Annotated in this window: 23 protein-coding genes and 1 pseudogene; 6 read left to right on the plus strand and 18 right to left on the minus strand. The window is 70.2% G+C overall.

All coding sequences use genetic code 11. From position 1 onward, the window contains the following. Positions 1-28: 28 nt before the first annotated feature. A complete protein-coding gene (locus BUE16_RS15650; protein ID WP_073311449.1) occupies positions 29-1,051 on the minus strand; it encodes a succinylglutamate desuccinylase/aspartoacylase family protein in 1,023 nt (340 codons plus the stop codon). Between the two features lie 265 nt (positions 1,052-1,316). On the opposite strand from BUE16_RS15650, the gene BUE16_RS15655 reads away from it, so the two are divergent. The 3 genes from BUE16_RS15655 (at position 1,317) to BUE16_RS15665 (ending at position 3,805) form a co-directional block, all read left to right on the plus strand. After that, the gene (locus BUE16_RS15655; RefSeq protein WP_073311451.1) at positions 1,317-2,678 is read left to right on the plus strand and encodes a RimK family alpha-L-glutamate ligase; all 1,362 of its coding nucleotides are present in this window, start codon (positions 1,317-1,319) and stop codon (positions 2,676-2,678) included. Positions 2,679-2,794: 116 nt separating this feature from the next. After that, positions 2,795-2,992: a DUF5786 family protein gene (locus tag BUE16_RS15660; protein ID WP_073311453.1), complete on the plus strand. Its 198-nt coding sequence runs from the start codon at positions 2,795-2,797 to the stop codon at positions 2,990-2,992. A 216-nt stretch (positions 2,993-3,208) separates the two neighbouring features. Beyond that, the gene (locus tag BUE16_RS15665; protein ID WP_073311455.1) at positions 3,209-3,805 is read left to right on the plus strand and encodes an archaellin/type IV pilin N-terminal domain-containing protein; all 597 of its coding nucleotides are present in this window, start codon (positions 3,209-3,211) and stop codon (positions 3,803-3,805) included. Positions 3,806-3,959: 154 nt separating this feature from the next. Here BUE16_RS15665 and BUE16_RS15670 read toward each other — a convergent pair whose 3' ends face one another. Continuing rightward, positions 3,960-4,619, minus strand: a complete 660-nt coding sequence (locus BUE16_RS15670; protein ID WP_079991703.1) for a DNA-3-methyladenine glycosylase family protein — start codon at positions 4,617-4,619, stop codon at positions 3,960-3,962. A gap of 157 nt (positions 4,620-4,776) precedes the next feature. On the opposite strand from BUE16_RS15670, the gene BUE16_RS15675 reads away from it, so the two are divergent. After that, positions 4,777-6,756, plus strand: a complete 1,980-nt coding sequence (locus tag BUE16_RS15675; RefSeq protein WP_073311457.1) for a 3-hydroxyacyl-CoA dehydrogenase/enoyl-CoA hydratase family protein — start codon at positions 4,777-4,779, stop codon at positions 6,754-6,756. Positions 6,757-6,916: 160 nt separating this feature from the next. Here BUE16_RS15675 and BUE16_RS15680 read toward each other — a convergent pair whose 3' ends face one another. The 4 genes from BUE16_RS15680 to BUE16_RS15695 all read right to left on the minus strand — a co-directional run bounded on the left by BUE16_RS15680 (position 6,917) and on the right by BUE16_RS15695 (position 10,240). Next, positions 6,917-7,534, minus strand: coding sequence for a class I SAM-dependent methyltransferase (locus BUE16_RS15680; protein WP_073311459.1), 618 nt, complete (start codon positions 7,532-7,534; stop codon positions 6,917-6,919). A gap of 130 nt (positions 7,535-7,664) precedes the next feature. Next, positions 7,665-8,489: an SDR family NAD(P)-dependent oxidoreductase gene (locus tag BUE16_RS15685; protein ID WP_073311462.1), complete on the minus strand. Its 825-nt coding sequence runs from the start codon at positions 8,487-8,489 to the stop codon at positions 7,665-7,667. Between the two features lie 47 nt (positions 8,490-8,536). Then, positions 8,537-9,688: a galactonate dehydratase gene (gene dgoD / locus BUE16_RS15690; protein ID WP_073311464.1), complete on the minus strand. Its 1,152-nt coding sequence runs from the start codon at positions 9,686-9,688 to the stop codon at positions 8,537-8,539. Between the two features lie 81 nt (positions 9,689-9,769). After that, on the minus strand, positions 9,770-10,240 hold the full coding sequence (locus tag BUE16_RS15695) for a hypothetical protein (RefSeq protein ID WP_200778461.1): 471 nt from the start codon (positions 10,238-10,240) through the stop codon (positions 9,770-9,772). 115 nt (positions 10,241-10,355) lie between these two features. Between BUE16_RS15695 and BUE16_RS15700 the strand changes: the two genes are divergently transcribed. Next, positions 10,356-10,619 (plus strand): BolA family protein, encoded by a 264-nt coding sequence (locus BUE16_RS15700; protein ID WP_073311511.1) that lies wholly within the window; start codon positions 10,356-10,358, stop codon positions 10,617-10,619. A 48-nt stretch (positions 10,620-10,667) separates the two neighbouring features. On the opposite strand, the gene BUE16_RS15705 is transcribed toward BUE16_RS15700, so the two are convergent. The 7 genes from BUE16_RS15705 to thyA all read right to left on the minus strand — a co-directional run bounded on the left by BUE16_RS15705 (position 10,668) and on the right by thyA (position 16,082). Then, on the minus strand, positions 10,668-11,531 hold the full coding sequence (locus tag BUE16_RS15705; RefSeq protein ID WP_073311466.1) for an MOSC domain-containing protein: 864 nt from the start codon (positions 11,529-11,531) through the stop codon (positions 10,668-10,670). Positions 11,532-11,677: 146 nt separating this feature from the next. Beyond that, positions 11,678-12,445: an archaeal proteasome endopeptidase complex subunit alpha gene (psmA, locus tag BUE16_RS15710; protein ID WP_073311468.1), complete on the minus strand. Its 768-nt coding sequence runs from the start codon at positions 12,443-12,445 to the stop codon at positions 11,678-11,680. Positions 12,446-12,639: 194 nt separating this feature from the next. Then, a complete protein-coding gene (locus BUE16_RS15715) occupies positions 12,640-12,831 on the minus strand; it encodes an HVO_2922 family protein (RefSeq protein WP_073311471.1) in 192 nt (63 codons plus the stop codon). Positions 12,832-12,855: 24 nt separating this feature from the next. Continuing rightward, positions 12,856-13,272, minus strand: a complete 417-nt coding sequence (locus tag BUE16_RS15720; RefSeq protein WP_073311474.1) for a tautomerase family protein — start codon at positions 13,270-13,272, stop codon at positions 12,856-12,858. 96 nt (positions 13,273-13,368) lie between these two features. Then, positions 13,369-14,391 (minus strand): lamin tail domain-containing protein, encoded by a 1,023-nt coding sequence (locus BUE16_RS15725; RefSeq protein WP_073311476.1) that lies wholly within the window; start codon positions 14,389-14,391, stop codon positions 13,369-13,371. A gap of 141 nt (positions 14,392-14,532) precedes the next feature. Further along, positions 14,533-15,075 (minus strand): dihydrofolate reductase, encoded by a 543-nt coding sequence (locus BUE16_RS15730; RefSeq protein ID WP_073311478.1) that lies wholly within the window; start codon positions 15,073-15,075, stop codon positions 14,533-14,535. Beyond that, positions 15,075-16,082, minus strand: a complete 1,008-nt coding sequence (gene thyA / locus BUE16_RS15735; RefSeq protein ID WP_073311514.1) for a thymidylate synthase — start codon at positions 16,080-16,082, stop codon at positions 15,075-15,077. Before thyA ends, BUE16_RS15730 begins: the two co-directional genes overlap by 1 nt. Positions 16,083-16,189: 107 nt before the next feature. Here thyA and BUE16_RS15740 point away from each other — a divergent pair, with 107 nt between their 5' ends. Continuing rightward, positions 16,190-16,816 carry an MBL fold metallo-hydrolase gene (locus BUE16_RS15740; protein ID WP_073311480.1) on the plus strand — a complete coding sequence of 209 codons (627 nt, stop codon included), beginning with the start codon at positions 16,190-16,192 and terminating at the stop codon, positions 16,814-16,816. A 42-nt stretch (positions 16,817-16,858) separates the two neighbouring features. Here BUE16_RS15740 and BUE16_RS15745 read toward each other — a convergent pair whose 3' ends face one another. The 5 genes and pseudogenes from BUE16_RS15745 to BUE16_RS15765 all read right to left on the minus strand — a co-directional run. Continuing rightward, entirely contained in the window at positions 16,859-17,698 is an 840-nt protein-coding gene (locus BUE16_RS15745) for a hypothetical protein (protein ID WP_073311483.1), read from the minus strand. A gap of 107 nt (positions 17,699-17,805) precedes the next feature. Further along, positions 17,806-18,066 (minus strand): annotated as a pseudogene (locus tag BUE16_RS15750) (DUF5827 family protein); the annotation flags it as partial. Between the two features lie 68 nt (positions 18,067-18,134). Continuing rightward, positions 18,135-18,596, minus strand: a complete 462-nt coding sequence (locus tag BUE16_RS15755; protein ID WP_073311486.1) for a cupin domain-containing protein — start codon at positions 18,594-18,596, stop codon at positions 18,135-18,137. 77 nt (positions 18,597-18,673) lie between these two features. Next, positions 18,674-19,363: an MBL fold metallo-hydrolase gene (locus tag BUE16_RS15760; protein WP_073311489.1), complete on the minus strand. Its 690-nt coding sequence runs from the start codon at positions 19,361-19,363 to the stop codon at positions 18,674-18,676. Between the two features lie 163 nt (positions 19,364-19,526). Continuing rightward, positions 19,527-19,677 (minus strand): Fe-Mn family superoxide dismutase (locus tag BUE16_RS15765; protein WP_234972429.1); only part of this gene is annotated, 151 nt, incomplete at its 5' end.

Here is a 19,677-nt window from a genome sequence, read left to right on the forward strand (position 1 = left end):
TCGATCGTCGGTCATCCCGTTCCGACCGTCACCACCCGACCGAATTCGAGCTCTGGTCCATCTCGACGACCCGCCGCGTCCGGCGGTCCAGCTCGACGAGGTGGCACAGCGGATTTCCGGGGTACACCACCGGGTTTTCGAGGATCCCCACGAGGAGTCCGGTGAAGGGCGCCTCGACGAGGACGTTGTCGTCTTTGAACGGGTTCGTGATCGTGCAGACCGTGTCACCCTCGTGGACGAGCGATCCCCGCTCGAAGTGCATGTCGACCATCCCTCCGACGTCGGCCCGCAGCCACGTCTTCTCGCGTTCCTCGGTGATCACGGTCCGCCAGCCGGGCCAGCGGACCTGCTCGGCCTCGAGCATCCCGTATTCGGCGAACACCGAGCGAACGCCCGCGAGCGCCTCGTCGATGAGCGCCCGCTGGAAGCGGTGTGCCTCTCCCATCTCGACGGTGATCGCCGCCACGTCGTCGGTCACGGCTTCGGTCCGGAGCATCCCGGAGGCGCCCTGGCTGTCGATGATGACGTTTGTCCCGTACGCGCGGGCGAGTCGGGCCACGTCAGGATCGCCCATGTCGGCGCGAGCGTGGATCATGTTCGTCCGTCCCCGCGTCGACGTGTGAAAGTCCAGCCCCACGTCGCACGGCTCGATGAAGTTCGTGTAGATCCGTGCGGCCATCCGCTTCGCGCTCGTCGAGTCGGCCGACCCGGGGAACGAGCGGTTCAGGTCGCGGTCATACACCGGGAGGTACCGCTGCTGAGCGAGGAACCCGGGGACGTTCAACACGGGCAGGCAGATGAGCGTCCCGCACAGCTCCGAGAGATCCCACTCGTATGCGACCTCCCGGACCACCTCGATGCCGTTGAGCTCGTCGCCGTGGGCGGCCGCCGAGAGGAACGCCGTCGGTCCCGGGCGCTCGCCGTTGATGATCGTCACCGGGATCCTGACGGGGTCGCCGAGGTACGTCTCCGACACGACGAACCGGAGATTCTGGCGCTCTCCCGGGTCGACCCGGCCTCCGTTGTACGTGAAGATGTCGGCGTCGGTCATGATCGCCGGTGTGCGACCGAGCGTGATAAAGTGCCCCACAGCCGCCGCGCGATGTCCGGCGACGGCTTGCCTGTGTCCCCAGTTCACAGAAATGCACGGCGGAAGCCCACGGCTTGAGCCGTGAGAGGAATCCGACACGACTGTCTATCCCACGACCCGAGTTCCCCGCACGACCCGAGTGCGACGACCACCGATCCCACGCCAGCGGTTCGCACCCCGTTTAGCCGACCGGGACACATTTGAACGTTCCGCCGAGTCGATCCGTATGAGTGAGGAGCCGGTACGCGTCGGCGTACTATCGTTACACACGAGCAAGGAGACGAAGGCGATCTGCAACGCGGTCGAGGCGCTGGGGCACGACCCCGAGTGGCTCCGCCGAGAGAACGCCGCCGTCAGCATCGAGGACGGCGCCGTCGCGATCGAACCGGATGTCGACGTGGTCGCCAACCGGATGCTGCTGTCGAACATCGAACAGCCGGCCGAAGGCCTCGGCCTCGCGCACACGTTCGGCCGCGCGCGACCGATCCTCAACGATCCCTCCGCGGTCCTGACGGCGATGCACAAGTTCGCCTCGGCCGTCGCGCTCGCGGAGGCGGACGTTCGCGTCCCGGACGCGCTGCTGGCGCTGTCGAACGACCGACTCAACCGCGGCCGCGAGCGCTTCGGCGAGGAGGGCGTGTACAAGACCGCCATCGGCACCCACGGCGGCGGCACCTGGAAGATCGACCTCGCGGACCCGGTGAACCCGATGGTCGGCAACCGACAGGCGTTCCTGCAGGACCTCATCGACCGCGACGACTCGCGCCACCACGACACCCGCGTGTACGTCGTCGGGGGAGAGGTCGTCGCGGCGATGAACCGCTACGCGCCGGAGGGCGACTGGCGAACCAACGTCGCGCTCGGCGGCGACGTGGAGGACGCGACCGAGATGCTCGACGACGAGGTCCGCGAGATGGCGCTGACCGCGACCAACACGATCGGCCTCGACTACGCCGGCGTCGACCTCGTCGAGGGGTACGACGGTTGGTACGTCCTGGAGGTGAACCCCACCGCGGGGTTCAAGGGCCTGTTCGCCGCCAGCGGGCGCTCGCCGGCGCCGCACATCGCGCGCCTGGCCATCGAGCGCGGCGGCGGCAGCGTCGACGACGATCGCGTGGAGGAGCTGTCGGCGGTGCTCGACGACTCGACGCCGTCGTGCATGCCGCCCCAGCGCCGCGTGAACGACGGCCAGATCCCGATCATCGGCTACATCGAGGAGGTCCGGGTCGCCGGGACCCAGGGGTCGACCCAGGCGTTCGCCAAGTCCGACACCGGCGCGACGCGCTCGTCGATCGACACGAAGCTCGCCGCCGAGATCGGCGCGGGACCGATCAAGAGCATGACCCGGATCAAGTCCGGGTCGGTGAAGTCGGGGAAGGCCCGGCCAGTCGTCGACCTCGTCGTCGGCATCGGCGGCGAGCAGCACACCGTCACCGCGAGCGTCGAGGACCGCTCGCACATGGAGTACCCCGTCCTCCTCGGCCGGGACATCCTCCAGCACTACCGCGTCGACGTGCAGCACCGCGCGGACGAGGGCCGCGACCCCGAGAGCGACGAGGAGGAGGAGGAAGAAGGCGCCGAGGAGTGACCGCGAGAGCCCCGCTGGTCACCGCCGGTCGCGGACCGCCGAGATCGGCGCGGGACCGAGTCACAAGCGGGTGGCAGGTCCGGGGTGCTTTTGCCCCTCGGCTCCGAAGTGACGGTATGGGCTTTGGGAGCTACGACGAATCCGAGCAGGAGCGTCAGCAGAACGACGGCGGCGACGCGGGAGACGGCTCGACCGTCGACGCCCACGAGAACGAACACGAGGGCGAAGCGAGCTTCGAGGCCGGCGCCTCCACCGACGACCTGGTCTCGCAGCTCCAGACGATGAAAGACGACGGCGACGACGACGAAGAGTAATCGGCCCGGAACGCGCCGGGAACGCGTGCGAACCGCGACGACCGGCCCCGTTGCTGCTGCGCATTTCTCCGTGAACCGACCCACCAGGCGTGGCTGTCCGGAACACCGCGAAGCTATCGCTTCTGAAACTTGGCGGCGAAGGTATATTATTCGCCTCGGCGGCATTGCGAGTACGCCCGATTCGTCACCGCGAACGGGTGGGAGCAACACCACATAATGTTCGAATTTATCACCGACGAGGAGGAGCGCGGGCAGGTCGGTATCGGCACACTCATCGTGTTCATCGCGATGGTGCTCGTGGCGGCGATCGCCGCAGGCGTGCTGATCAACACCGCCGGCTTCCTCCAGAGCAAGTCGCAGGAGACGGGACAACAGAGCAGCAAGCAGGTCAGTAACCGCCTGCAGGAGGTCGCTACCGTCGGGAACGTCACGGGGAACCAAGTCGACATCGTCAACGTGACGGTGACGCAGGCGCCCGGCGCCGGCGAGATCGACATCCACAATGCGACGGTGACGTGGATCGGCCCCGACGGGACGATGCAACTCGTCTCCACGACGAGCAACTACTCCACCGCCACGCTGTCCTCGGGAGAGTACTCCTACGAGAGCGTCAAGAACGCGGCCGGAAGCGAAAACGTGCTCGACGACGCCGACGACCGCCTGAACCTCGTGTTCGACACGGCGCAGATCAACGGCGCCCTCAACGAGGGCTCGGAAGTCACGATCAAGATCAACACGATGTCCGGCGCGACGACGAGCATCCGCTTCACGGTGCCCGAGTCGCTCGGGCAGAAGGAAGCCGTCGAGCTGTAAGCCGGCGCACACGCTCTTTTCTCTACTGCGTTTCTCTCTTCGACGCCGACCGTCTTCGAGTGGCAACGCGCCCGTCGGGATCGCCGCGCCGCCACTCCGGTGCCGTTATCGAAGTTGCAAGGCTAAAACCTCGCTCTCCAGGGCGGGGAGGATGTCAACTCTCGCCCATGACCTCGTCGACGGTCGCGGCGATGTCCTCTTTCGCGCGCCAGAGGTACAGCGACGCGTAGCTGCGATGCGGCGCCCAGCGCTCTGCCTCCTCGACCATCTCCGCGCGGCTCATGTCGCGATCGTACAGCGCTTCCATTCCCTTTCTGACCCCCAGGTCGCCGACGGGGAACACGTCCGGGCGGCCGAGCGTGAACAGTAACTGCATATTCGCAGTCCACTCGCCGACGCCGGTGATCGCGGTCAGCTCCTCGCGGACCTCGTCGTCGCTCATCGCGGCGAAGGCGTCGCTATCCCAGTCGTTGTCGGCGAACGCCTCCGCGACGTTGCGCACGTAGCGGGTCTTCTGTCGGGAGAGCCCGGCGTCCTTCAGCGTCGCGTCGTCGGCCGCGAGCAGCCCCGCCGGCGTCACCTCGACGGCGTCGAACAGCCGCTCGCGCGTGGCCTCCGCCGACGCCATCGACACCTGCTGTCGGAGGATCGACACGATGAGTCGCTCGAACGGGTCGTCCGCGGGGTCGACCGTGAGCGGTCCGTGTCGGTCGATCACCGGCCCGAGCAGGTCGTCGGCGCGGAGCGCCGAGAGCGCCGCACGGTCGGTCGAGTCAAGCTCCTCGAAGGCGTCGGCGTCCGCGTCGACTGGCATACGCCGTGATGGGACCGCAGACAAAAAACGGCTTTCGGGGGTCGACCGGTGCGGCGGGGACCGGTCGCGGACCCGCGGGCAACTCCGGAAAACTGGTGTCGTGTTTCCGTCGAGACGGAGGGAAACGTTGAATCGGGGCGACTCCGAGGCGACGCACATGGACGTTGATGACGTAGAGACGGTCGCGGTGCTGGGCGCCGGAAACATGGGTCACGGCATCGCGGAGGTCGCCGCGCTCGCCGGGTTCGACGTGACCCTTCGAGATATCAACGAAGAGTTCGTGCAGAACGGCTACAACCAGATCGAGTGGTCGCTCGACAAGCTCGCGGAGAAGGACCAAATCTCCGAGGAGGACGCCGACGCCGCGCTCGACCGGGTCACGCCGGTCGTCCCCGTCGCGGACGCCGTCGCCGAGGCCGACCTCGTGATCGAGGCGGTGCCCGAGAAGATGGACATCAAGAAGGACGTGTACGCGGAGGTCGAGGAGCACGCGCCCGACCGCGCCGTCTTCGCGTCGAACACGTCGAGCCTCTCGATCACGGAGCTGTCGGAGGTGACCGACCGCGAGGAGCGCTTCTGCGGGATGCACTTCTTCAACCCGCCGGTGCGGATGCAACTCGTCGAGGTCATCTCGGGCGCGCACACGTCCGCGGGGACGATGGACCTCGTCGAGGCCGTCGCCGAGCGGATGGGCAAGACCCCGGTCCGCGTCCGAAAGGACTCGCCCGGCTTCATCGTCAACCGCGTGCTCGTCCCGCTGATGAACGAGGCGGCGTGGCTCGTCCACGAGGGCGAGGCCACCGTCGAGTCGGTCGACTCCACGACCAAGTACGAGATGGGGCTGCCGATGGGGAGCTTCGAGTTGGCCGACCAGGTCGGCATCGACGTGGGCGTCCACGTACTCGAGTACATGCACGAGGTGCTCGGGGACGCATACGAGCCGTGTCCGCTGCTGACCGAGAAGGTCGAGGACGAGCACCTCGGCAAGAAGACCGGGAAGGGATTCTACGACTACGAGGACGGCCCCGGCGCCGAGGTTCCCTCCGACGAGGCGGACGAGGGCGTCAAGCACGCGCTCCTCGCGGTGATGGCCAACGAGGTCGCGGGCCTGATCGGCAACGACGTGGCCGACGCTGGCGACATCGACCAGGCGGTGAAGCTGGGCGCCGGCTTCCCGGACGGCCCCGCGAAGATGGCCGACGCGGTCGGCCTCGACGCGCTGCTTTCGACGCTCGACGAGCGCCGCGAGGAGACGGGCGCCGAGCGCTACGAGGCGGTCGACTACCTCCGCGAGCTGGTCGAGGAGGGGCGGGGGTTCTACGCCGACACCGACGGCGAAGACGACGACGGCGTCGACTTCGAGACCATCCGGATCGAGCGCGAGGGCCGCGTCGGCCACATCGTCCTCGACCGACCCCACCGGATGAACACCATCTCCGAGGAGCTGCTGGACGAGCTCGGCGTCGCCATCGAGGAACTGGAGGCCGATGACGGCGTGCGCGCGGTGCTGGTCACCGGCGAGGGCGAGCGCGCCTTCTCTGCCGGCGCCGACGTGCAGAGCATGGCCGCCGGCGGCGGCGACCCGCTGCACGCCGTCGAGCTCTCCCGGAAGGGCCAGTCGACGTTCGGGAAGTTCGAGTCCTCCGACCTCCCGGTCGTCGCCGGGATCGACGGCTACTGCCTCGGCGGCGGCATGGAGTTCGCCACCTGCGCGGACCTGCGCGTCGCCTCCGAGCGCTCGGAGCTGGGCCAGCCCGAGCACAACCTCGGCCTGCTCCCCGGCTGGGGCGGCACCCAGCGCCTGCGCCACATCGTCGGCGAGGGGCGCGCCAAGGAGATCATCTTCACCGCCGAGCGCTACGACGCCGAGACGATGGAACGCTACGGCTTCGTCAACGAGGTCGTCGGCAACGACGAGCTGCTGGACCACGCGATGGACATCGCGCAGGACCTGGCCGCCGGCCCGCCCGTCGCCCAGCGCTACACGAAGCGCGCGATGCACGCCGGTCGCGACGACACCGATGCCGGGCTGGAGATCGAGGCGCAGGCGTTCGGCCAGCTGATGAACACCGAGGACCTCATGGAGGGCGTGATGGCGTTCATGTCCGACGAAGAGCCGGCGTTCGAGGGAAAGTGAGCGAGACGCGAGCGAAGCGAGCGTCTCGACCGGGCGGCAGAGCGGTCCCGGTGCCGCTCGGCACATGAGAAGCGATCGGGAGTGACGCGAGGGCGACCGCGGGGAGGCCTCGGGCGGACGCCGGCTGACTCCGCTCTCGTCTCGGCGCGATCCGCCGCCCCTACGCCAGCTTGAACGCCCGGATCGTGTCGCGCTTCGTCGGCTCTTTCACCACCTGCACGCCGCCCAACTCCGAGAACACGTCCCTCCAGTTGCGGTGGTACAGCGGGAACTCGTCGTTGACGTAGCTCACTTGTGCGCCCTCTCGACCGCGTTCGGCGCCGTTCCCCTCGTTTTCCACCGTCACGAGTAGCTCCGAGGCGACGCGGACGACCTCCTCGAACACCCAGGCGTCGTCGGGGTGGACGTGCTGGAGCGTCTCGACGGAGTACACCGCGTCGAATGCGCCGTCGTCGAACGCCGGGAGCAGGTCCTCGATGGCGCCGGTGTGGAACTCCCCGGTCGCCGCGAGGTCGGGGAAGTACCCGTCCATCACGTCGAACGACTCGTCGTTGATGTCGACCCCCGCGAGGCGCTCGAAGCCGTTGCGGCGGAGGTGTTCGAGGTGGCGACCCGAGCCGCAGCCGAGTTCGAGCACCCGGGCGTCGGTGCCGATGTAGAACTCGACGGCCGACAGGAGGGCCTCGCTCGTGTCGTCGGGGCCCTTGTGGGCGTAGTAGCGCGGGGAGAACTCGCCCTCGCGCTCGGCCCAGTCGTCGCGGACCTTGTCGGGGTTCATATCGAAGCGATCGTGGGCCGCGCGTAAACCTCCGCCGGAGTCTCGACGGTGGCCCGCCGGTGACGCCGTTCCGGGCGGAACGGCACCGGGACTGCTCCAATCCTCCCAGAGGCACCCGTGCTCGGCCTCGCTACTCCTCGCGGCGCTCGCGGTAGTCGGGCAGGAAGTCGTCCTGTAGCACGGCGCTGCGGCCGCCGTCGACGGTCAGGCTCGCGCCCGTGATGAAGCCCGCCTCGTCGCTGGCGAGGAACGCGACCGCGGCGGCGACATCGCTCGGGACGCCGATCCGTCCGGTCGGGTGGATGCTCGCGAGCTCCTCGCGCCGCTGCTCGTCCATGTCACCGGTGGTGCGGTCGATGGCGACCCAGCCGGGGTTCACGGTGTTCACGCGCACCTCGGGACCGAAGTCGATCGCCATCGACCGCGTCATGCCGTTGATCCCCGCCTTGACGGCGTTGTACGGGAAGATGCTCGGCGTCGTCGCGAACGCGTGGTTGCTCGACATGTTGACGATGGCGCCCTCGCCCATGTGCTCGCGGGCGTGCTTGGCGCACAGCCAGTACGACCGGAAGTCGGTCTCCAACACGAACTCCCAGTCGTCCATGTCGGCCTCGTCGGCGGCGGTGTACGTCTCGACGCCGGCGTTGTTCACGAGCACGTCGAGGCGGCCGAACGCGTCGACGGTCGCCTCGAACAGCGCCGCGATATCGTCGGGGTCGCGCATGTCCGCGCGGACGAAGACGGCCTCGCCGCCCAGGTCCTCGGCGGCGGCGACCGTCTCCGCCCCGGCGTCCTCGCTGCGCCCGGTGACGACGACGCGGGCGCCCTCGGCGGCGAGGCGCTTCGCGACGCCGGCGCCGATGCCGCGGGTCGAGCCGGTGACGACGGCGACCGTGTTCTCGTGGCGGCGCCGCGGACGGAGGTCGTCGATCGGAGCGGAGTCGAGTGAGGTCATTCGTGTGTGCGGTCGCGGCCGGGCGACTTGATGATTGGTTTCGCGACCTACCACTCGGCGACGCTGCCGTCGGGACGACGCCACACCGGGTTGTGCCAGTCGTCGTGGCCGTCGCGCTCGCGGAGCGCGTCCTCGTCGATGTCGACACCGAGCCCCGGGTCGTCGGGCACGGGAACGAAGCCGTCCTCATACTCGAACACCGAGGGGTCCGCGAGGTAATCGAGCACGTCGCTCGTCTCGTTGTAGTGGATATCGAGGCTCTGTTCTTGGATGAGGGCGTTCGGCGCGACGGCGTCGAGTTGGAGACACGAGGCGAGCGCGACGGGGCCGAGCGGGCAGTGCGGCGCGACCGACACGTCGTAGGCGCCGGCCATCGACGCGATGCGGTGGCACTCGGTGATGCCGCCCGCGTGGCTCAGGTCCGGCTGGATCACGTCGACGGCGTTCGTCTCCAGGATCTCCTTGAAGTCGGTGCGGTGGAACATCCGTTCCCCGGTCGCGATGGGGGTGGAGGTGCTCGCGGCGATGTCGGCGAGCGCGTCGTTGTGCTCCGGCAACACCGGCTCCTCGATGAAGAACGGGTCGTGCGGTTCGAGCGCGGCGGCGAGCTGTTTCGCCGCGGTCTTGGTCGCACGCCCGTGGAAGTCGACCCCGATGTCGACCTCGGGGCCGACGGCCTCCCGGACCGTCCGGAGCCGTTCGGCGGCTTGGTCGACGGTGTCGGGCGACTCCACGCGCTCGAGCTCCGGGGTCGCGTTCATCTTCAGCGCGGTGAAGCCGGCGTCGACCTTCTCGGCGGCCGCCTCGGCGACGCCCTCGGGGCGGTCGCCGCCGACCCACTGGTACACTCGGACGCGCTCGCGGACCGGGCCGCCGAGCAGTTCGTGAACGGGCGCGCCCAGGTGCTTCCCCTTCAGGTCCCACAGCGCCTGGTCGATGCCGGCGATGGCGGACATGAGGACGGGGCCGCCGCGGTAGAACCCGCCGCGGTAGAGACGCTCCCAGTGGTCCGCGACGGGCGCGGGGTCCTCGCCGAGCAGGTACGCCTCGACGAGCTCCTCGACGGCGCCGCGGACGGTGCGCGCGCGGCCCTCGACGACGGGCTCGCCCCAGCCGACGGAGCCGTCGGCGCACTCGAGCTTCAAGAACAGCCACCGCGGCGGCACGGCGTACAGGTCGTAGTCGACGATCTCGGTCATGCTCGAGTGTCCCGGTCGGTCCGCAAAAGTCCACAGGTGTCGCGTCCGCGGGGGCGGTCCAGGGTCCGGACTTGCCCCGAGCTACCGGATTTCAACCGTCAGCGTCTCGCGGACGCCGCGGTCGAGCCGGCGGTACCGCGGCGTCGCGCCGGAGCGGTCAACGTCGAACACGCGCAGGGAGACGACCAGCCGGCTCGCGTCCGGCAGCGTCGCCCGGACGACCGGCCCGGTCGCGGTCACGACGAGGTACGGCGGCGCGGCGACGGGCGACGCCGGCAGCCGGGCGCCGAGCGCGTCCGCCCCGGTCGCGAGCAGGCCGGGGAGGGCATCGAGCACCCCCGCCGCGGCCAGCGCCTCGCGCATGGCGGGGACCACGGCATCGCGGTCGGTGGTCGTCGGAGCGGCGGCTGCCCCCGGACCGTCCTCGCCGTCCCATCGCCCGGCGACCGCGTCCGCGCAGGCGTCGACCGCGTCGAACGCGGGCCCGTGCGCCGTCAGCAACCGCTCGCGGACGGCGGCTTCGGGGTCGGCGTCGCGCCCGTCCGCGGTCATGGTTGGCCGAACGTCGCCGCGCGCCGTAAACGCGTCGGGGTGGGGCGAAACGAGGGCGGGAGGTGCTGTCACCGACCGCTTTTTGCCCGGCGACCGCCCACCGTCGTCTATGAGCATGAGCACTGACGAGGTGGAGGCGGCCATCGAGGCCGGCATCGAGGACTGCGAGGCCACCGTCACGACGCCGCGCGCGCCTGACCCCGACCACGAGGATGCCCACTTCGCAGCGGTCGTCGTCTCGCCCGCCTTCGAGGGGAAGTCGCTGGTCCAACAGCACGAACTGGTGTACGACGCCGTCGGCGACGCGATGACCCGAGAGGTCCACGCCCTGGAGATCAAGACGTACACGCCCGAGGAGTACGAGGAGCACGGCGAGTAAGTCCGGACTCCCGGGTCGACCGCGCTCGACGCCGGGGGCGACGCTCGGTTACTCGTTCTCGACGCCGACGATCGCCACGTCGTCGCCGACGCCGAGCTGTGCGCCCGCGCTCTCGGCGAGAACGACGGTGTTCACCATCAGCCGGAAGGGGTGGTCGAAGCGGCCGCCGCCGCTCCATGCCGGCATCGTCTCCTCGCGCTTCCGGACGAAGCGGGTCCGGAAGCCGTCGAGTTCCTCGCCGGTGTCCGGGTCGCGCGAGGGGACCACGCAGCGCTTGCAGGGGTTCACTCCGAACAGTTCGGCGTCCCCGATCCGGAACCGGACGCGCTCGCCCGGCTCGCCGACGAGTCGGTCCTCGGCGAACGCCTCGCCGCTCGCGAGTTCGACGTTCGCGCGGAAGCGCCGCCGCATCGACTCGACCGTCACCCCGTCGAACCACGAGGCGACCTCGCGGAGCGTCCCCGTCGAGATCACCGTTGGCCCGGGGAGCGCCGTGTCGTCCGGGTACCCGCCGGCGCGCTCGCTGACCACTGATACCTCGTAGCCGAGGAACGACTCCAGCCACGACTCGATCCTCGCGCGCTCGTCGTCGAGGTGGAAGGTACCGGCGTCGAGCGTGCCGGCGTCCGGTGTGCCGGCGTCGGACGTGTCGCCATTCCCCTCGGCATCGCGAGAGACCGCGAGGCCGACGGTCCGGGAGTCGAGGTCGTAGTCGGCCGACACGCGGTGGATCCGCCGCTCGTTCTTCCCGTTCACGTAGTCGCCGTCGTCGTCGACGATGGCGAACTCGCGATCGGGGACGAGCCCGCCTGCCGGCGCCAACCGGGCGACATCAACGTCCACTCCATCGAGCGATTTGATCGGGTAGACGCGGACCCGATCGAGCGTCGTCGCAAGCGCGTCGTCGGTCATCGTTCGGCGTACGGCGCCGGCGCCGTTGAATCGATCGGTCCAGAGCGGTCGCTGCCGGAGCCGGATCGGGCGTGGAAAAGCGGGAGTCGACCCGGGTCGCGACGGCGGTACCGACACCGACGGCGGCGACCGGGCGAGCGAACGCGTTACTCCTCGGTTTCGTCGTCCGCGTCCGCGTCTCCGTCCGTGTCGTCCTCGACGCTCAGGTCGAGGCCCTCGACGAGGTCGGCGATCTCATCGGCGGTGAAGGCGGCGTAGCCGTCAGCCGAGACCGTCGCCAGCGACACGTCGTTCGGGGTGAGCTCGTCGTTGATCTCGAACAGCGCGCGCAGCGCGAGGCCGATGCCGTCGTCGAGCGTCAGCTCCTCGGTCCACTCGTCCTCGAGCAGCTCTTGGATCTCCTGGCGGGAGCCGCCGATCGCGGTCGCCTTCCACTCGTGGGGCGTCCCCGAGGGGTCGGCGCCGAACAGGCGCGGCTCGCCGTCCTCGAAGCCGCCGATGAGGAGCGCGGCGCCGTACGGGCGCGTGCCGCCGCGCTGGGTGTTCTCCTGGATGTGGTCGGTGATGTACTTCGTCAGCGTCTCGACACCGACCGGCTCCTTGTAGCGCAGGCGGTTCCCCTGGGCCATCCGGCGGGCGTAGTCGATGAGCTGGCGCGCGTCGGCGACGTGGCCGGCGCTGGCGGTGCCGACGTGGTCGTCGAGCTTGTGGAGCTTCTCGATGGACTCCGACTCCATCAGGCTCGAGGACGCCTGCGCCTGCGCCGCGAGCACGACGCCCTCGCTCGTGCGGACGCCGACGGAGGGCGCGCCGCGGGAGACGGCCTCCCGGGCGTACTCAACCTGGTAGATCCGACCGTCGGGCGAGAACAGCGACGTGCCGCGGTCGTACGCCTGCTGGTCGTTCCCCCTCATCGGTCACCACCGACGTGAATCGTCGTCGCGAGTGCGGTCATCGCTCATCGGTACGGGTCCACGCCGGAAAAAGCCTCCCTAAACGGAGTTTTAGCGAGCGAGCAAAAACCGCGAGACGAGAGTGGCCCTCCGGCGGTCGGTCCGGTCGCGCCCGCCGCGGGGTCTCCGGGACGCGCTCCGAGCGCGTCCGCCGACTACCGCTCGACCGTGAGCACTTCGGCGTCGGCGGCGTTCGCCTTCACGCTCTCGATGCCCTCCTCGGCCTTCTGCTTGCTCGCGTACCCCTCCCCGGAGTCGGCGATGATGTTCCCGTTGTCGTGTTTGAGCCGCCATCGCCACTGGTCGGCGCTGTCGCGAAACACCTCGAAGGTGGCTTTGCTCGCCATGGTTCCGTTTGCTGCGCGACGGAACTACTCTGTACCGGCCGCCCCAGGACCGGCGGGTCCGTCGCCGCTGGCCTCCCCGCTGTCCCACCCGTCGAGGGGGTCGCCGCCGAGCACGAAATCCACCCCCGCGTGTTCGGTGAACACGACGTATACGAACTTCTCTGGGACGCTGAACCGATCCCCGAGTTCGGCGGTCAATCGCCGCGCGAGCTCGTGGCGCTGCTCGACGGAGCGGCCGACGCGGATGTCGGCGTTCACGAGCGCGACGGAGTCGCCCTCGTCGGCGCGTCCCAACCGCGGGTCGCTCTCCGTGACGATCACGCCGACGTGGTCGGTCCCCGTCTCCATCACGTCGGCGTACGTCTCGGCGACCCACGCCGCGAACGAAGCGCGCTCGCCGTCGTCGACCGCCGCCGAGAGATCGAATCGAAGGTGTGGCACGACGCGACATGGCACGCGGAGCGAAATAAGTGGGGGTCGTGCGGCGCCGGTCGACCGCTCGGCGACGACCGCACCCGCTGCGCTCGCGCCGACCCGTCAGGTCGACCGCTCGGCGACGACCGCGCCGTTTGCATCGCGCAGTGTCACCGTCTCGCCGTCGTTGTTCAGCGTCGGACGGCTCCGCCCCCAGTACAGGTCGCTCTCGGTGTCGTCGCCGCTGCCGACGTGGACCGTGACGGTCGCGTCCGCCGCCAGCGAGGCACCGTCGGGGAACTCGTACGTAAACCCGGCCGCGTCGGTCAGCGTCCACCCCGAGAGGTCGACCGCCTCGTGGCCGCGGTTGCGGAGCACGACGTACTCGTCGTTGAGGTTCTCCCCGTCGTCGCCCTCAGCGTCGGCGTGGACCCGGGCGATCACGATCCCGTCACCGGCGTCGGAGGCAGTGACGGTCGCGGTCGCGGACGCGGTGGCGGTCGTCTCGTCGGCGCCGGCGGGACCGGGCGTGCCGTCGCGGCAGGTCCACAGCCCGCGGCCGGCGGCCATCGCGCGCTCCTCGGCGGCGTAGAAGCTGTCGCCGCGCTCGAACGAGGAGTCGTACACCCGCGCCAGCCCGCGGTCGACCAGCGCGTAGTTGAACGACCCGCCGTCGTGGTGGACGTACACGAGCAGCCGGTCGTAGTAGCCGCGGCGAGGCTCGTTCGCGTCGAACGCGAGCGTCACTTCCTCGCCGAGCAGGCGGTTCTTCGTGTAGGCGCTGGCGCGCTCGGCGTACTCGTCGAGGCACGCGCGTCCCGCCTCCGTGTCGGGGACGCCCTCGAACTCGTCGGGCGTGTTCTCGCCGTAGATTTCGGGCGTGTCGACCCCGAGCAGGCGGGCCGTGTCGGTCGTCCCGTTCTCGTACTCGAACCGGACGGTGTCGCCGTCGACGACCTCGACGACCGTGACGTGGAGGCCGTCCGCCGGCGGGGCGACGGTGGCGGGCGTGCCGGCGGAACCGGGGGGCGCGCTCGGCGTCCCGTCGGCGGTCGCGGCCGTCGACGGGCCGCCCGGCGCCGCGGCGCAGCCCGCGAGCGCGAGGAGGAGGCAACACGCAAGCGCGAGGAGCGGGCGAGTGGACATACTCGACCCGTCGGGGGACACGTCGAAAGGCGTTCGGGACCGACCGCGAGTGCGACGGCTCACCGCGACGGCCACTCGGTCGCGACGGCCACTCGGTCGCGACGGCCACCCGGTCGCGACGGCCACGCGGCCGTGGCGGCGCTACCGGGCGCGCTCGTAGACGGCGAAGTCGAAGGCGTCGCGCTCCTCGCGGTCCACCTCGCACCACTCGTCGGGGTCGAACTCGGGGAACGCGGTATCGCCCTCGTGCGCCTCGTGGATCTCGGTGAGCACCAACTCCTCCGCCAGCGGGAGGAACTGCTCGTAGACGGCGCCGCCGCCGGCGACGTAGACGGTGTCGACGCCCAGTTCCTGGGCGGCCCCGCGTGCGACCGCGAGCGCGTCGTCGACGGACTCGGCGACGATCACGTCGTCGGGGAGGTGGGGACTCGACCGCGAGAGGACGACGTTCGTCCGGTCGGGGAGCGGCCCGCCGATGTCGCTCGCGATCGACTCGTACGTCCGCCGCCCCATGATCACCGGGTGGCCCGTGGTCGTCTCCTTGAAGTGGCGCATGTCGGCGGGGAGGTGCCACGGCATCCCGCCGTCGGCGCCGATGACGCCGTTGGCGGCGACGGCGGCGATGAGCGAGACGCGCACGTCATCGCCGTCGTCGAGCGGACGAGACGGGCGGTCGACCGACATCACTCGGCGACCGCGAACTCGATCCCCGGCGCCGGGTCGTACCCGTGCAGTTCGATGTCGTCGAACGTCAGGTCGTCGAGCGGCTTGTCGGCGACGCGCAGCGTCGGCTTCTTGCGCGGTTCGCGGCCGAGCTGCCGCAGCAGGCCGGGCACGTGGTCCGTCCGCTCGTCGCCGTCGGCTTCGGGGGGCGCGGTCTCCTCGACGCGGTCGGCCAGCCGCTCGTACTCCGCCCGGGAGTCGGCGTCGGCGAGGCCGTCGCGGATCAGCTCTCGGGCGCCGGCGTCGCCGTACCAGTCGCCGCGCTCGCCGGTGCCACAGTAGACGTGGGCGTCGACGACGCTGTGTGCGAACGTCCCCGGCTCGAACCCGGTGTGCTGGGCGACGGCCGTCAGCAGGATCGAGTAGGCCGCGATGTTGAACGGGACCCCAAGCGCGAGGTCGCCCGAGCGCTGGGTGAGATGGAGGTTCAGGCGGTCGCCCTGGACGTTGAAGACGAAGGTGTAGTGGCACGGCGGCAGCGTCGACACCGCGGCGTTCGCGGGGTGCCACGCATTCACGACGATCCGCCGGGAGTTCGGGTTCTCGCGGAGGGTGTCAAGCACGTACGCCAGCTGGTCGAAGGTGCGCTCGTCGTCGTTCATCCAGCGGTGGGTCTCCTCGGGCCACGTCTCGCCCTCCAGTCCGTCCTCGGGAACTGGGTAGCGCCGCCAGAAGCGCCCGTAGGCGGTGTCGAGTCGCCCGTCCTCGTCGGCCCACGCGTCCCAGATCCCCGTCTTCTCGCGGAGGTCGCGGATATGCTCCTCGCCCGAGAGGTACCACAGGAACTCGTGGATGAGCGAGTTCCAGCGGAACCCCGAGAGGTCCTTCGTCGTGAGCAGGGGGAAGCCGTCAGCGAGGTCGGCCTCGTAGTGCGCCGAGAACGCCGAGAGCGTGTCGACGCCGGTCCGGTTCGGCTTGTGGATACCGTCCCGGAGCACGTCCTCGACGGTCGAGAGGTACTGCTGCATGTGCGAGAAGCGCGGGCCGTCCGTCATAGACCTACCGAACCCGGTTACCCGTCGCTCGTTCCGGACCAACACGAACCCCCAAGACCCGGCGTCTCCTACCACCGCTCATGATCCACAACCTCGCCGCCGGCGTCCAGGCGTTCACGAGCAACGCGTTCCTCGTCGTCGGCCCCGCGAGCGCCGATTCGCCCGCGAGCGACGACGACGGCGACGCCGGCCGCCGCGCCCTCGTCGACACCGGCTCGAACTTCGACATCCTCCCGCTCGTCCGCGAGCGCGTCGACGACCTCGACGCGGTGATCCTCACCCACACCCACCACGACCACGTCGGCAACGTCGAGGCCGTCCGCGAGGCCTTCGGCGTCGAGACGTGGGGCTTCGACGCCGACCAGCCGTCGGTCGACAACGAGCTTCCCGACGGCGGGCGCGTCCAGTTGGGGCTCGGAACGTACGAGGCGCTCCACACGCCCGGGCATAAGAACGACCACCTCTGCTTCTACGACGAGGACGCGGGCGTGCTGTTCGCGGGCGACCTGATCTTCCAGAACGGCGGCTTCGGGCGGACGGACCTGGAGGAGGGCGACCGCGACGCGCTGATCCGAAGTATCGACCGCGTGCGCGACCGCGTCGACGGCGACGGCCTCCGAGAGCTCCACGTGGGCCACGGCCCGAGCGTGCTGGACTCGCCGTTCGATCACGTCGAACTCGCCGGGCGGGCGGCGCGAACGCGATAACGGAGGGGCGCAGCGCAGTGGCAGAGCCGCGGGGGACAGCCCTCAGCGGTCTCGCGCAGCTGCGAGGAGCTCGTCGTACGCCTCTTGATACGCCGACGCGACGGCGTCGGGGTCATCCTGTTCCTCGCCGGTGAGGGGACGGAGGTCGTGCGTCGAGAGCGGGTCGAGCATCTCGGTCACGCGCTCGACGCGCACCTCCAGCGCCCCCTCGTCGCGGCCGCCGGTCGCGGTCTCGCGGGCGAGCGTCCAGCGACCCCCGTCGTACACGCGGCACCGACCGGGATCGACGGCCGCGACCGCGTCGAAGTCGATCTCCCGCAGCGGCATCGCCACGTCGCCGTACGACTCCACGAGCGCGACGCCCGCCTCGCCGGCCTCGCGAACGTCGTCGGCGAGCCGGTTGAGCGCGGGGAGATGGAGCTCGCGCATCGCGCCGTTGAACGCCCGGACCGATTCGACGCGGCGGGCCTCCGCGATCGGGAGGTCCTCGTGGAGCCGAGCCGGGATATCGGCGGTGCCGTTCAGCACCCACTCGTCGCCGCTCTGGGTCCGGACCCGGTCGACGAGGAACGTTCGGTCGGCCTCGCCGAGCAGCCCTCGTTCGCCCGGCGTCGGTCGCCAGAGGCGGTGGATCGGGTTTCGGACCTCGTGGCTCGCGTCGCTGCCTGCGGCACGGAGCAGTCGGTCGATGTCCTTCCCGTAGAGGCGACCCTCGCCCGCGGCTCGGCGAACGTCGTCGTGGTCGAACCAGCGGTCGTTGCCGGCGCGGGGCTTGAATGCTCGGGGGCCAGCGCCGTCGCCGCGGAGGCGAGCGGCCAACCCGACCGCGAACGTCGTCTTGCCCGCGTCGACGGGGTCCGCACCGGCGACGAGCAGCCTCACTGTTCGGCGGCCGACGGGTCGTCCGAGTGGCCGGGGGCGTCGCCGGCGGTCGCGTCGTCGTCGACCGAGCCGGTTCCGTCGGCGCCCCCGTCGAGGTCCTCGGGACGACGCAGACCGTAGTAGCCGGGCTCGTCGTCCGCGCGCGGCTCCGCGACGACAAGCTCCGCCGCGTTCGTCACGACCCACGGGATCGCCCAGTCGAGCAGCACCTCCTCAGTGCCCTCGTCGATCTCGGCATCGGGCTCCAGCCCCTGCAGGAGCCGTGCGATCTCGTAGACGGTGTACATCCGGTCCGGCTCGAACAGCTCCGCGGGCGTGTAGAAGTCACAAGGGTACAGCCCGGGGAACTCGGATTTCTCGATCGGCACACCCGCTCGTAGCCCGCGCGCCCGCTAAAACGCGGCGGGTCGAGAGAGGCGACTGCCGGCGGCGGCGGTCACGTCGGAAGGTCCGCCTCGGTCCCGCACTCCGGGCAAACGAACGCCATGCCGTCGTCTCCCGGCACCGCCGCGAGCGCGTCGTGGCCGCACTCGCGGCACTCGACGGGCACGCGCACCTCCGTCGAGTCGGCCGGCGCGCCGAGCGCGAGCGCCTCGACACGCTCGTCGCCCTCGTTCGCTCCGGTCTGGTACTCCCCCGGCGCGAACCGGATCGCCTCGCCCTCGGCGATCTCGATCTCGCCGTCCTCGGTCTCGAACGTCGCGGTGCCCGAGAGGATCACGAACAGCTCCTCCTGGTCGAGGTGGGTGTGCATCCCGCCCGAGAACCCCTCGCCCGGGTCGAGGCGGTAGTGGTTGATCGCCACGTTCTCGGCGCCGAGCGCGTCGGCGAGCCGGCGCATCTCCACGTCCCTGCCGAAACCGCCGGTCTCGACCTCGTCGATCGCGATGTGGTCCATCGATCGGCGACAGGGACGGGTGCGATATGAATCGTCCGGCGACGGACCGCCCGATCGTCTGAACCGACCTCGGCCCCCTACTCCGAGTGCTCGGCGTCCAGCGACTCGTACACCTCGGCGATCTCGGTGGTTCCGGCGTCGGCGGTCCCGCCGTGGTAGCAGTGGACCGTCTCCACCTCGCCGTCCACCGCCGCGAGCCGGGCCACCGACCGCGTCGCCTCGGCCATGTCTGGCGTGAACTGCTCCGCGGGACCGACCAAGTCGCCGTCGTCGCTGCGAAGCGCGTCGGCCGCGAGCAGCACGCCGGACTCGGGGAGGTGAAACGCGAGATGGCCGGGCGTGAACACCGCCCGCATCGGCCCCGCGTCCGTCCGGAACGTCACGCCGTCTCGTAGCTCCACGTCGACCGGGACCGGCTCGTAGCGGTCGCCGTCGGGATCGCTCTTGACCGGGAACTCCCGACCGTCGACGTACGGCACCGCCGCCTCGTGTGCGTACACGACCGGGTCGGCCGCGCGCTCGCACACCGCCGCCAGCCCGCCCGCGTGGTCGCCGTCGTGGTGGGTGAGCACGACCGCCCATACGCCCGCCAGATCGAGTCCGTGGTCGGCGAGCGCGTCGGCCAGCTGGTCGGTCTGGCCGGGCAATCCGGCGTCGACCAGGAGGAGCCCCTTCGGCGTCTCGACGGCCGTCGGGTGGAACGCGGCCGTGCCGTCGTCCCGCTCCATCGTCAGTTCCAGGGCGTACACGCCGTCGGCGAGTTCCATGGACGCCCCGTCGGTCGCGAGGGACCTAACTGTGGGTGTCGGAAGGTCGGTCGACGGGCTGGTGGGGCCGATATGTCGTCCGGCGCCGCGGCTGACTGGGACCGCGTCGAAAGAAGTTCGGTGTTCGGCTCGGACCTCTCCGGATCCGTTCGTCGTCTGCGACTTACTCGAACAGTTCGACGGCCTGTTCGTAGCGGGCGCTGGGTTCGTCCCAGTCGACGACTTCGAAGAACGCGGAGATGAAGTCGCCGCGGGCGGGGCCGTAGTCGTAGTAGTAGGAGTGTTCCCACACGTCCAGCGCGAGGATTGGGTGT

Source organism: Halobaculum gomorrense (genome assembly GCF_900129775.1).
GTDB lineage: Archaea > Halobacteriota > Halobacteria > Halobacteriales > Haloferacaceae > Halobaculum > Halobaculum gomorrense.

What these genes read in the sequence shown, in the direction of transcription:
- BUE16_RS15700 (WP_073311511.1), top strand. Translation starts at nt 10,356, where the DNA reads ATGAGCACTGACGAGGTGGAGGCGGCCATCGAGGCCGGCATCGAGGAC.
- psmA (WP_073311468.1), bottom strand. Translation starts at nt 12,445, where the DNA reads ATGAGGGGGAACGACCAGCAGGCGTACGACCGCGGCACGTCGCTGTTC.
- thyA (WP_073311514.1), bottom strand. Translation starts at nt 16,082, where the DNA reads ATGCAGCAGTACCTCTCGACCGTCGAGGACGTGCTCCGGGACGGTATC.
- BUE16_RS15760 (WP_073311489.1), bottom strand. Translation starts at nt 19,363, where the DNA reads ATGGAACTCGCCGACGGCGTGTACGCCCTGGAACTGACGATGGAGCGG.
- BUE16_RS15655 (WP_073311451.1), top strand. Translation starts at nt 1,317, where the DNA reads ATGAGTGAGGAGCCGGTACGCGTCGGCGTACTATCGTTACACACGAGC.
- BUE16_RS15695 (WP_200778461.1), bottom strand. Translation starts at nt 10,240, where the DNA reads ATGACCGCGGACGGGCGCGACGCCGACCCCGAAGCCGCCGTCCGCGAG.
- BUE16_RS15755 (WP_073311486.1), bottom strand. Translation starts at nt 18,596, where the DNA reads ATGGACCACATCGCGATCGACGAGGTCGAGACCGGCGGTTTCGGCAGG.
- BUE16_RS15665 (WP_073311455.1), top strand. Translation starts at nt 3,209, where the DNA reads ATGTTCGAATTTATCACCGACGAGGAGGAGCGCGGGCAGGTCGGTATC.
- BUE16_RS15675 (WP_073311457.1), top strand. Translation starts at nt 4,777, where the DNA reads ATGGACGTTGATGACGTAGAGACGGTCGCGGTGCTGGGCGCCGGAAAC.
- dgoD (WP_073311464.1), bottom strand. Translation starts at nt 9,688, where the DNA reads ATGACCGAGATCGTCGACTACGACCTGTACGCCGTGCCGCCGCGGTGG.
- BUE16_RS15650 (WP_073311449.1), bottom strand. Translation starts at nt 1,051, where the DNA reads ATGACCGACGCCGACATCTTCACGTACAACGGAGGCCGGGTCGACCCG.
- BUE16_RS15705 (WP_073311466.1), bottom strand. Translation starts at nt 11,531, where the DNA reads ATGACCGACGACGCGCTTGCGACGACGCTCGATCGGGTCCGCGTCTAC.
- BUE16_RS15660 (WP_073311453.1), top strand. Translation starts at nt 2,795, where the DNA reads ATGGGCTTTGGGAGCTACGACGAATCCGAGCAGGAGCGTCAGCAGAAC.
- BUE16_RS15725 (WP_073311476.1), bottom strand. Translation starts at nt 14,391, where the DNA reads ATGTCCACTCGCCCGCTCCTCGCGCTTGCGTGTTGCCTCCTCCTCGCG.
- BUE16_RS15740 (WP_073311480.1), top strand. Translation starts at nt 16,190, where the DNA reads ATGATCCACAACCTCGCCGCCGGCGTCCAGGCGTTCACGAGCAACGCG.
- BUE16_RS15670 (WP_079991703.1), bottom strand. Translation starts at nt 4,619, where the DNA reads ATGCCAGTCGACGCGGACGCCGACGCCTTCGAGGAGCTTGACTCGACC.
- BUE16_RS15685 (WP_073311462.1), bottom strand. Translation starts at nt 8,489, where the DNA reads ATGACCTCACTCGACTCCGCTCCGATCGACGACCTCCGTCCGCGGCGC.
- BUE16_RS15715 (WP_073311471.1), bottom strand. Translation starts at nt 12,831, where the DNA reads ATGGCGAGCAAAGCCACCTTCGAGGTGTTTCGCGACAGCGCCGACCAG.
- BUE16_RS15680 (WP_073311459.1), bottom strand. Translation starts at nt 7,534, where the DNA reads ATGAACCCCGACAAGGTCCGCGACGACTGGGCCGAGCGCGAGGGCGAG.
- BUE16_RS15730 (WP_073311478.1), bottom strand. Translation starts at nt 15,075, where the DNA reads ATGTCGGTCGACCGCCCGTCTCGTCCGCTCGACGACGGCGATGACGTG.